At 68.8% G+C, this 11845-nt stretch carries 2 protein-coding genes; both read left to right on the forward strand.

Annotated features, from left to right (window positions below; genetic code table 11):
* The first annotated feature begins 253 nt into the window (after positions 1–253).
* A complete protein-coding gene (locus O7629_RS01775; protein ID WP_278167073.1) occupies positions 254–11347 on the forward strand; it encodes a LamG-like jellyroll fold domain-containing protein in 11094 nt (3697 codons plus the stop codon).
* 9 nt (positions 11348–11356) lie between these two features.
* Positions 11357–11659 carry a hypothetical protein gene (locus tag O7629_RS01780; protein ID WP_278167074.1) on the forward strand — a complete coding sequence of 101 codons (303 nt, stop codon included), beginning with the start codon at positions 11357–11359 and terminating at the stop codon, positions 11657–11659.
* Positions 11660–11845 lie beyond the last annotated feature (186 nt).

Below are 11845 nucleotides of genomic sequence, written 5' to 3' on the forward strand. Positions count from 1 at the left end.
CCTGGCGATCAAGAGTCGGAGACGTTTCCTCAGAACTTCTGAAAGCGAACCCCCAGGCGATCCTCAGCATTCCCTCAAGTTCCGGCATCGTCCTCCGTAGATGATTCCTGACGGTCGACCGCTGTGCGACCGAATGTTTCGAGGTGGGAAGAGGTAGCCGCTGATGTCTGCGAGTCGTGCTGTTCACCGTCGGCGTCGCTTGAGGACAGCGGGGACGTTCGTTCGGTGGCGGCGGTGGGCTGGTGGGGTCGCGGTGGTGGTCGCGGCGCTGGTGGGGTTGTCGTCGTCGGTGCCGCCGGGTGCGGTGCCGGCGGACGGTGAGTTCCCGGTGGGGTGGTTGTCGTCGTGGTTCACCGGTCGGTCGGGGTGGTTGCCGTGGGGCGGGCCGGCGGTGGAGTTGCCGGCGGCGCGGGTCGGTGACGGTGCCGGTTCGGGTGGGTATGTGGGGTCGGCGGCGACGCGGGCGTCGGGTGGGGCGGGTTCGGCGCAGCGGTTGGTGAACGGTCTGTCGGGGTATGCCGGGGAGCCGGTGGTGGGCGAGTCGGTGTCGCCGGTGACGGTGGGCCGGTTCGATCCGGAGTCGAGTGTGCGGGACGCGGTGGCGTCGGGGGCGAATGCCGACGTGTACGCCAATGCGGATGGTTCGACGACGGCGGAGTTGAGTACGGGGCGGGTCAACTACGAGGCGGCGGATGGTTCGTGGCGGCCGGTGGATTCGACTCTGGTGCGTCGGGGTGACCGGTGGGTGGTGACGGAGAACTCGCTGGGTGTGTCGCTGGCGGAGACTTCTGTAGGCGGCTCGTTGGTGGAGTTGTCGTTGCCGGGTGGCGGTTCGGTGGGCTGGGGTCTGGCTGGTGCGGCGGCGGTGGTGCCGGCGGTCGACGGCAGGACGGCCACGTATCCGGAGGTGTTCGCGGACACCGATCTGGAGGTGGTGGCGCGGCCGGACGGGGTGAAGCAGGGGCTGGTGCTGGCGTCGCCGCAGGCCGGGTCGGAGTGGGTGTTTCCGCTGACGCTGGACGGTGTGTCGGTCCGGTCCGGTGACGGTGGGTCGGTCGATGTGGTCGACGACGCCGGGTCGGTGGTGGCGTCGATCCCGCCGGCGGTCATGCAGGATTCGTCGGTCGATCCGGAAACAGGGCTGCCGGCGCGGTCGCCGGCGGTGGCGATGGAGCTGGTGGAGGTCGACGGTGCCCCGGCGCTGAAGCTGGTGGCCGACCGGGAGTGGTTGACGGATCCGGCGCGGGTGTTCCCGGCGCGGGCGGACGTGGGCGCGCTGATCTCGACGAGCGGGGACGTGTTCGTCGACACCGATCCGGACACCGGCCCGGCCGTGCAGAACGGTGACCGTCTCGCGATCGGTAACCGGGACGGCGTCCTGTCCCGGACGTTTCTCAAGTTCACCATCCCAGCGGAGTTTGCGAAGTCGGGCTGGTTCATCTCCTCGGCGAACCTGCGGCTGTACCTGAACTACCGGGCGAGGTGTGACGTCCAGCGGGTCAAGGTCGGGCTGGTCGAGGAGGAGTGGACGGTCGGTGATCTGCGGACCGCAGCCCATCCGGGGCCGAAGATCGATCTGGGGCCGAACCACTACAGGTACTACACCGACAACGGGCGGGCGTGTGAGAACCCGAACGCGAATCCGTCCGTCGGCCAGTGGGTCGAGGTCGACGTCCGGGACCTGATCTCGGGCTGGGCGCTCGGTCAGCCGAATCTTGGTCTGGCGCTGTTGGACGAGGAGGACTTGTCTGCGGCGGCGGCGGCCTTGTTCGCCTCGGCGAACTATGCCGGTGGTGACTACGCGCCGCGGTTGCAGCTGACCTTGTCGAACAATCTGCCGCCGCAGGTGGACCAGCGAGCGCCGGCCCACGGTGCGGTGGTGTCGACGTTGACACCCCGGTTGTATGTGCGCGGCCGCGATTTCGACGAGTCCGGCACCGTGCGCTACAAGGTCTGGATCTACGACAGCGCCGGGACCCTCATCCACGTCAACGAGGGCACCAAGTCGTACTACGACGTCCCGGTCGGGTTGTTGGAGACGAACAAGCAGTACTCGTGGGCGGTTCAGCCGTTCGACGGGGCTGTCTACGGCGCCCGCTATCCGAAGTACGTGTTCTACACGCGGATGTCGCAGCCGGCGTTGGGGTCACGGCTGGTGCAGAACCCAGGGGTGGGCTATCACCCGGAGATCGGCAACTACACGTCGGCGGTGACGGACGCGCAGGTGGCGGGGGTGGGGCCGGCGTTGGAGATCGCCCGGTCGTACAACACTCTGGACACCCGGCGGTCGGGGGCGTTCGGGCAGGGCTGGTCGAGTCTGTTGGACGCGCGGGTGACCGAGCGGACGAACTCGGCGGGTGCGGTGCTGGGTGTGGTGGTGCGGTATCCGGACGGGTCGGAGGCGGTGTTCGGGCCGGGGTCGGACGGGTCGTTCGTGGCGCCGTCGGGGCGGTACGAGGTGCTGACCGCAGTGAAGTCCGGTTCGTCGGTGACCGGGTACCGGTTGACCGTCAAGCACGGGACGACGTACGTGTTCTCCCGCGCGGCCGGGGGTGGCGCGTTCAAGGTCACGTCGGTGACGGACGCCAACGACCAGACCTTGACGTTGACGTACAACGGCAGTGGGCTGGTGTCGAAGTTGACCAGCGCGTCGGGGCGGTCGTTGGCGTTGACCTGGGCGGGGACGGCGAGTCCGTCGGTCGGGTCGCATGTGACGAAGGTGACGACGGACGCGCCGACCGCCGGTGGCAGTGGCTACGTGTGGACGTACACGTACGGCAACCATGACCGGTTGACTAAGGTGTGTCCGCCGACGGCGTCGTGTACCACGTACACCTGGGGTAACAGCGCCAACCAGGGGGCGAACGCGGTGCTGAATCATGCGCCGTCGTCGTTCTGGCGGTTGAACGAACCTTCCGGGTCGACCCTGGCGGCCAGCAGCGTGCTGGACAACGGCGGCACCGACGTGGCGTTCTACGAGGGTACGACGCCGGGCCCGACACCGGGGGCGTGGCCGGGATCGACGTCGACGTCGACGGCCTTCGACGGCACGTCGTCGCGGGTGCGGCTGCCCAGCGGGCTGGTCAACGACAGCGCGTACCAGTCGGTCAGTCTGTGGTTCCGGACGGGGACGGCGTCCCAGGCGGGGGTGTTGTTCTCGTACCAGCATGATCCGATCTCGGACGGTACGACGTCGCGCAACTACACGCCGTCGATCTATGTCGGGTCGAGTGGGAAGTTGCACGCGAAGTTCTATGACGGCAACTCGACGACGATGCAGTCGTCCGGTCGGGTGGACGACGGGCAGTGGCATCACGTGGTGCTGGCCGGGGCCGGCTCGAGTCAGTCGCTGTATGTGGACGGGCTCCGGCACGCGGGCCGCAACGGCCTGATCGAGATGTTCGACGCGGGTGGGTCGGCGCATGAGTACGTGGGTGCCGGTTTCGTCGGCGGGAACTGGCCGGACCAGCCGCATCATGGTTCGCCGAACTACCACGGGCATGCGAACTTCTTCGACGGGCAGATCGCCGATGTGGCGTTCTTCGACCGGACGTTGACCTCGGCCGAGGTCACTGAGATCAACGCGACGGCGCGGGGTCAGAGCCGGCAGTTGTCGAAGGTGACCAGCCAGGAAGGTCGGGTACTGGCGTCGTTGTCGATGGATTCGGTGACGGGGAAGCTGGCGTCGGTGACCGACAGCAACGGTGGGACCTGGGCGTTGGGGACGCCGCGGGTGGCGGGGACGAGCGGGGTGTACGCGGCGGCGGTGCTGGGGTCCGCGCCGACGGACTACTGGCGGTTGCGGGATGAGGCCGGTGTTCAGGCGGTCAACGAGACCTGGCAGACCACCGCGACGTTCAGTTCGGTGACGTTGGGGGCGGCGGGTCCGTTCGCGGACGGCACGGCGGTGTCGTTCGACGGGTCATCGTCGCTGGTGTCGGTGCCGGGGGAGCGGTTGGCGCCGGCCGGGACGCGGTCGCAGGAGCTGTGGTTCAGGACCACTGGTACCGGCGATGTGCTGGCGGGAGCGCAGGACGCGGCGGTGGACGGGACGCCGTCGGTGGGATCGCCGGTGTTGTGGATCGACTCCGACGGCCGGTTGCGGGGGCTGTCGGCGTCGGTGGATCCGACCGGGCCGTTGACGTCGGGGCTCGCCGGCAAGTGTGCGGAGTTGGCGGCCAACGGCACGAAGGTGCAACTGAGCACCTGCGACGGTGCGACGGCGCAGAGCTGGCGCTACGTCGGCAGCAGCCGGCAGCTGCGTCGAGGTGACAAGTGTCTGGGCCTGGCAGGTCAGGCGACCAGCAACGGCACCCTGGTCCAGGCGCAGACCTGTTCGAGCAGCGCGAACCAGAAGTGGGAACCGTCCGGGAACGGTTGGCGCAACTCGGGGGCGGGCCGGTGCCTGGAGGTGCCCGGCTCGTCGGCCACGGACGGTACCCAGTTGGCGATCCGCAACTGCAACGACCAGGCCAATCAGTGGTGGGCGTTGGCGTTGGTGTCGGCGGCGCCGGTCAATGACGGCAAGTGGCACCACGCGGTGCTGACCAAGACCGCCGCCGGCGACGACACCGTCCAGGCGTTGTACCTGGACGGTGTGCGGGTGCAGTCCAGCACCGGTGCCCTGGCCGGCGGGGTCGAAAGGCTCAGTCACGGGTATCTGGGCGCGGGGTACACGGGCAACGGTTGGCCGGGGCTGCCCTCGGAATCGACGGCGTACTACGCGGGTTCGTTGGCGGAGGTCGCGCTCTACGACCGGACGTTGAGCGCGGACGAGGTGGCGTTGCACTACCAGTCGGTGGGTCGGACCGTGCCGTTGGTGGTGACCGCGGCGGGTGACGGGGCTGCCGAAGCCCGGTTGTCGGAGACAGCGGCGGGTGGGTTGCCGGTCGAGGTGTTGCCGCCGGGTGCGGTGCAGGTCGACGAGGCGGCGGAGCACGTGCAGACGACGACGGTGTCGACCCCGGTGAAGATCGTGTCGGTGACCGATCCGGGTGGCAACGAGGTGTCGTACTCGTACGACCTGGTGTCGGGGCGGAAGGTGTCGCAGACCGACGCGTTGGGTCAGACGACGTTGTACGGCTATGACACGGGTGGGTTCACGAGTCTGGTGTACGACCCGAACGGGATTGTGACCCGGTCGGTGCAGGACGAGCGGGGCAACACGGTCCAAGAGGTGACCTGCCAGGACCAGGCCGCCGACAAGTGCTCCAGCAGCTACTACACCTACACCTTGTACAGCAGCGACCCGACGCACCCGAAGAGCGACCGGCTGACCCACGTGCGGGGGCCGGGCTCGCAGAGCGCCCAGGACGACACCTACCTGACGACGTACGCCTACGACAACTACGCGGGCAACCTGCGCAGCGTGACGGACCCGCTCGGCCGGGAGACAGAGATCGAATACACCGACGGTACGGATGTGCCTGCGGTCGACGGCGGGTACGCCCCGGCCGGTCTGCCGTGGAATGTGTTGGATCCGTCGAAGGGGTGGATGGCAATCACGTACACCTCGGCGGGTGACGTGGCGACGGTGTCGGACGCGGCGGGGGCGGAGACGACGTTCACGTACGACCGGTTGGGTCGGACGTTGACGGAGACGGTGGTGACGTCGTCGTATCCGCAGGGGCGGACGACGTCGTACACGTACGACTCGGTGGGTCGGGTGGTCACGCGGACGGGTCCGGCGGTGACGGACCGGGTGTCCGGTGCGGTGCATCGGGCGGTGACGCGTTACTCGTACAGCGTGGACGGGTTCCTGGTGGAGGAGCGGGTCAGTGACGCGTCGGGTGGGGATGTGGCCCGGGTCAGTACCTGGTCGTACGACGGGCATGGTCGTCGGTCGGCGTCGGTGGACGCCGAGGGCGCGGTGACCGGCTACGGCTATGACGTGTACGGGCACCTGGTGGAGCAGACCGATCCGGACGGGGTGGTGAACGCCTACGAGGCGGATGTCAACGGGAATGTGTTGTCGCGGACGGTGAAGGGGTTCACCGGGGATCCGAACGATCCGACGGATCCGGTGGATCTGGTGGTGGAGTCGAACGTGTACGACCCGGCGGGTCGGTTGGCGTCGAGCACCGACGCGATGGGCTACGTCACGAGTTACACGTACACCGACGACGGGCGGACCGCGTCGGTGACCCGCACGGACGGTGACAACTCGTTTCTGTTGGAGAGCAACGGCTACGACGAGGCGGGGAACCTGGTTGAGCAGGTCACCGACAACGGTGCGACGGTGACGGCGTTCGAGTACGACGCTGCGGGTCGGCAGGTGCGGAGTGTGCTGGATCCGGGCGGCCTGGAGCGGGTGACCGAGGTGGCGTTGTCGCCGGCCGACCGGGTGTTGTCGCGGGTGGATCGCGACGCTGCGGGGGAGGCGTTGTCGGTCGTCGACTACGCGTATGACGTGTTGGGTCGTCCGCTGTCGCAGACGGGTTACCTGTCGGCGGACCGGTCGGTGACGCCGGTGGCGCGGTGGCGGTTGGACGAGACGGGTGGGACGACGGCCGCTGACTCGGCGGGTAACAGTCCGGGTACGGCCACGGACGTGACCTGGGCGTCGGATCCCGAGCGGGGTCGGGTCGCGTCGTTCGATGGTTCGTCGTCGTTGATCACGACCGATGCACCGGTGGTGGACACCACCCGGCCGTACACGGTCGCCGTCTGGGTGCGATTGGACGATCTGCGAGCGCCCGTCTCGGTGCTGGCGATGCCCGGCCGCGCCCGGACGAGCGTGTCCGGGTGGGGCGGACCGGCGTTCGCGCTCAACTACGACCACACCGACGACGCATGGCGGGCGCTGACGAACGAGCAACTCGTGTTCAAAGGCGGCGGCGTGCTACAACGCCGCCGCACCTTCGGGCAGGGCTCGACACAGGCGGGCAAGTGGCAGCACCTGGCGGTGGGCGTGGACCCGCAGGCCGGCCGGTGGATTGTGTTCCTCGACGGCGAGAAAGTCGACGACTTCACCGGCAGCAGCTTCCACAGCGTGGCGGCTGGCGGGGTGCGGATCGGCTCGGGCCTCGAGGGGGCAATCTCTGATCTGCAGGTGTATCAGGGGGTGCCGGACGACGCCGGCTGGGTTGCCGGGGTGATGGCGGGTGCGGTGCCGGCGGCGGACGCGGGGGTGTCGCGGACCAGTTACGTGGTCGATGAGGCGGGTCTGGCGACGTCGGTGATCGATCCGTTGGGTCAGGCGACGTTCGTGGAGTACGACGAGGCCGACCGGGCGGTGGTGACGACGGGTCCGGCGGTGCAGTCGGAGACGGGTGAGTTGGACGGTCCGGTGGTGACGGCCCGGCCGGTGGAGCGGGTTGGTTACAACACGTTCGGTGAGGTGGTTGCGGAGTCGGATCCGAACGGGGCGGTGACGACGTTCGGGGTGGACCGGGTGGGTCGGCCGGTGGAGGTCCGGCTGCCGAGCTACACGCCGCCGGGTGGGTCGTCGGCGGTGACGCCGGTGGCGTCGGCGAGCTACGACAGCCTGGGTCAGGTGGTGTCGCAGACCGACCCGCTCGGACGGTCGACCACCTTCACCTACGACCAGTTGGGCCGGGTGGTGACCCGGGTGGCGCCGGACGGTGGCACGTCGACGGCGCGCTACGACCTGATGGGCAACCTGTTGGCGACGACGGATCCGACGGGTGCGGTGACCGGTAGCGGTTACGACTTCCTGGGTCGGGTCACGAGTGTGAGTGAGGCGGTGCGGCAGACCGGTCAGGTGCACACCACGACGGTGGGCTACGACTCCGCCGGTCGATTGTCGTCGGTGCGGTCGCCGGCGGGGGTGACGACCGGGTACGGGTACAACGCGGCCGGTGAGGTGACCGGTGTGGTCGACGGTGCCGGGCAGACCAGCGGTGTCGTCTACGACGGTCTGGGCCGGCCGGTGAAGCAGGTCAGTCCGGACGGAACCTACACCACCACGGGTTACGACATGTTGTCCCGGCCGACCTCGACGGCGGCGTTCCGGGCGTCCGGTGGGGCGGCGTTGGCGACGGCTGCCTCGACCTATGACGCGGCGGGCAACACGGTGTCGGTGACGGACGCGCGGGGCACCGTGACGCGGTTCGGCTACGACGCGACGGGGTTGTTGCGGACGCAGCGGGAGCCGGTCGACGGTGACACGGTCATCGAGTCGTCGTTCGGTTATGACCTGGCGGGGAATCCGACCCGGTTCACCGATGGGGAGGGGCGGGCGTTCCGGTCGACGTACAACGTGTGGGGGTTGCCGCAGTCGCGGATCGAGCCGGTGACGGCGGCGTATCCGGATGCTGCGGACCGGACGTTCACGACGGTGTACGACGTGGCCGGGCAGCCGGTGTCGCAGCGGGTGCCGGGTGGGGTGGCGCGGACCCTGGTCTACGACGACGCGGGCCGGTTGGTGCGTCAGTCCGGGTCGGGCGCGGAGGCGGCCACGGCGGATCGGACGTACGGGTACGACGCCGCGGGTCGGTTGGTGGAGTTCTCCGCGCCGGGTGGCACCAATCAGGTCGTGTACGACGATCGGGGGTTGCCGTTGTCGGTGACCGGTCCGTCGGGGAACGCGGTGTTCACCTACACGGCGGACGGGTTGATGGCGTCGCGGGACGACGCGGCGGGGTTGACGCAGTACGGGTATGACGGTGCGGGCCGGCTTGCGTCGGTGGACAACGCCGACATGGGTACCGCCATCGGCTACACGTACGACGTGATGTCGGCGGTGTCGTCGATGACGTTCGGGACGTCGGGGAACCGGCGGGTGTTCGCCTATGACGATCTGCACCGGTTGACCAGTGACCGGTTGGTGTCGTCGGGTGGGTCGACGATCGCGTCGATCACCTACGGCTGGGACGCCAACGGCAACGAGACCAGCAAGACCGTCACCCGTGGCTCGTCGACGGTCCGCAACACGTACAGCTACGATCTGGCGGACCGGTTGACGTCGTGGGACGACGGGAACACGACGGTCGGTTACCGCTACGACAAGGCGGGCAACCGGACCGGGGTCGGGGACGTCGACTACGTCTACGACGCCCGTAACCGGCTGATCTCGGACAGCACCGGTGTCGGTTACCAGTACACGGCGCGGGGCACCCGCAGCGCGGCCGGTGCGGCGAGGACGGTGTCGGACGCGTTCGACCAGGCGGTCGAGCACACCCCGGCCGGCGGTAACGCCCGGGTGTTCGACTACGACGCGTTGGGTCGGGCGTTCCGGGACGGCTGGGAGTACACCGGTCTCGGTAACCACCTCGCCCGGGACAGTTCCAACGCGTTCTTCACCCGGGATCCGGGTGGTGGTGTGGTCGGGGCGCGGCACAACAACACGCGCCGGTTGGTGTGGACGGATCTGCACGGTGACGTGGTTGCCCAGATGAACCCGGCCGGGGCGACGGTGACCGGCAGCCGCACCTATTCGCCGTTGGGCGAGGTGACCGCGGACAGCGGCATGCTCGGTGACCTCGGCTACCAGTCGGAGTGGACCGACATTCGTAGTGGGCAGGTCAACATGCACTCCCGCTGGTACGACCCGGTAACCGCCCAGTTCGGTGCCCGGGACAGCCTGACTGTCAGCCCGGTGCCGGATTCGATCCGGGCCAACCGCTACCAGTACGGCGACGGGAACCCGTTGACGGTGGTCGACCCCACCGGCCACTTCGGAGAACGGTTCGCGAATGCGTGGGACGACGTCACCGACTGGGTCGGCGACCGGTACGAAGACATCGAGGACGCTTACCACGACACCGTCGACTGGTTCGGCGACCGGTTCGAAGACTTCACCGACTGGGTCGGCGACGGCCTGGGGGCGGTCACCAGGTGGACGCAGGAGCAGCTCGTCGAGGCGGCCAACGTCATCAAGCAGACGGTGGAGCAGAACTATCAGGATCTGATCAAGGCCGGTGAGGCGCTGAAAGCCGCCGCCGAACAGGTGGGCCAGTGGGCCCGTACGGCCAGGGACTGGATCGTCGAACACAAGGCCGAGATCGTCGGCGCGATCGTCGGCATGGTCGTCGAGGCCGGCTGCCTGGTCGCGATCGGCTGGACCGGTGTCGGCGTGGTCGCCTGCGGCATGGTCGGCGGTATCACCGGTGCCCTGGTCACCGGCGGCATGCAGGGCAAGACCGGCATGGATCTGCTGCAGGACGCGGTGATCGGCGGCCTGGCCGGTGGTCTCGGCGCTGCCCTACCGATGATGGGCCCGGTCGCCGGCAAGGCGTTGAGCAAGGCCGCCTCCACCGGGGCGAAGAAGCTCGCCGGCACGAGCCTCGGCAAGGCCGCCGCCCGGGTCGGCGCGAAGGCCGTCGCCGGGGCCCGGTCGTTCAGCCGGGCGGTCACCCGCAAGGCCGACGACGCGTCCCGGGCGGTGTCCCGCGGCACCAACCGGTCCACCCGGGAGGCCGCCGAACGCGCCGACGACGCCGCCCGGGCCGGCGGGAGCCGGGCCGACGGGGCCGCCAGCTGTGTGCGGCACAGTTTCGCCCCGGACACCCGGGTACGGATGGCCGACGGCACCACCAAGCCGATCGCCGATGTCGAGCTCGGCGACGAGGTGCTGGCCACTGACCCGCAGACGGGGCGGAGCTCCGCGCGGGCGGTACGGGTGCTGCACGGCCACGCCGACCGGGAGTTGACCGATGTCACGGTCACCGACACCGTCACCGGTGAGAGCACGGTGGTCGAGACGACCGCGCACCACCCGTTCTGGAACGCCGACACCGGGCGGTGGACCGACGCCGCCGATCTGCGTCCCGGTGACCGGTTGCGCAGCCCGGACGGCGAGACCACCCAGCAGGTCACCGCGGTTCGGGTCTGGACCGGCCTGAAGTGGATGCACGACCTCACCGTCGCCGGCGTCCACACCTACTACGTGGTGGCGGCCGACCGGCCGGTGCTGGTGCACAACTGCGGCGGTTACACGGATCTGTACCACGGGACGAGCCGGCAGGCGGCGGACAACATCCGGGCCAACGGCGTGGACCCGAGCTTCTCCACCCGGTCGCGAATGGACTTCGGCAAGGGTTTCTACACCACTCGTTCCCAACAGCAGGCACAGAAATGGGCCAGCAAGCGATTCGGCGCGGACGGGATGGTTCTTCACTTCAAGGTGCCGAACGCGAGACTCAACGCCATGCTCACGAAGACGTTCAACCGGCGCGGTGGCCGAGACCTGGCCGCCACCGTACGCCGCTACCGCACCGGTGCCGGAGGAAACCTGTCAAATAATTACAGTGTGGTCGAGGGGCCCATGCTCATGAACGTCGACGGGTTTCTGAGGTTGGGGGCGCCGCCCCGCTGGTCCGGCAACCAGGTCGTCTTCTACGGCAGGGACGCCGGCCAGGTCCTCACCGACGCCCTACAGCCGTAGGAGAAGATGATGGACGTCTATCAGATGGATCTGTCGGCCGAGGTCCGGGAGTTACTGGACGCGACGGCGGCCGAGATGGTCGAGTTGTTCGACATCTCGCGTGCCGAAGCCGTCGCCCGGATCAACGAGCAGTGGCACGGGCAGGACTTCTCCGGCGACGACGAGATCGTCCTGCACGAGGACCGGCGCTACTGGGCGATGATCATCTACTTCGGCGAGGTTCCGGACTGGAGCGACGACGCGGACCGATCGGGCTGGGTCGCCCGGCCGGCACCGGCCCGCGACTCCGGGCACTGGACCGTCCCGGGGTGATCAGGTCGGGCGCGGGTGCGCGCCGGTGATGAGCTGCACTCTGTCCATCATGCCCGGCCGGCTGCCGGCGCGCTCAGCGCTTCCCTGGTATTCCCCAACGTCTTCCTCAGATTTCCCTCATTACTCGGCGGCCCCGAGCCGGCACGATCTGTGTTTGGTCCTAACTGGGCGAACGGCGTATCGCAG

This window comes from Solwaraspora sp. WMMD792, from assembly GCF_029626105.1.
Lineage (GTDB): Bacteria > Actinomycetota > Actinomycetes > Mycobacteriales > Micromonosporaceae > Micromonospora_E.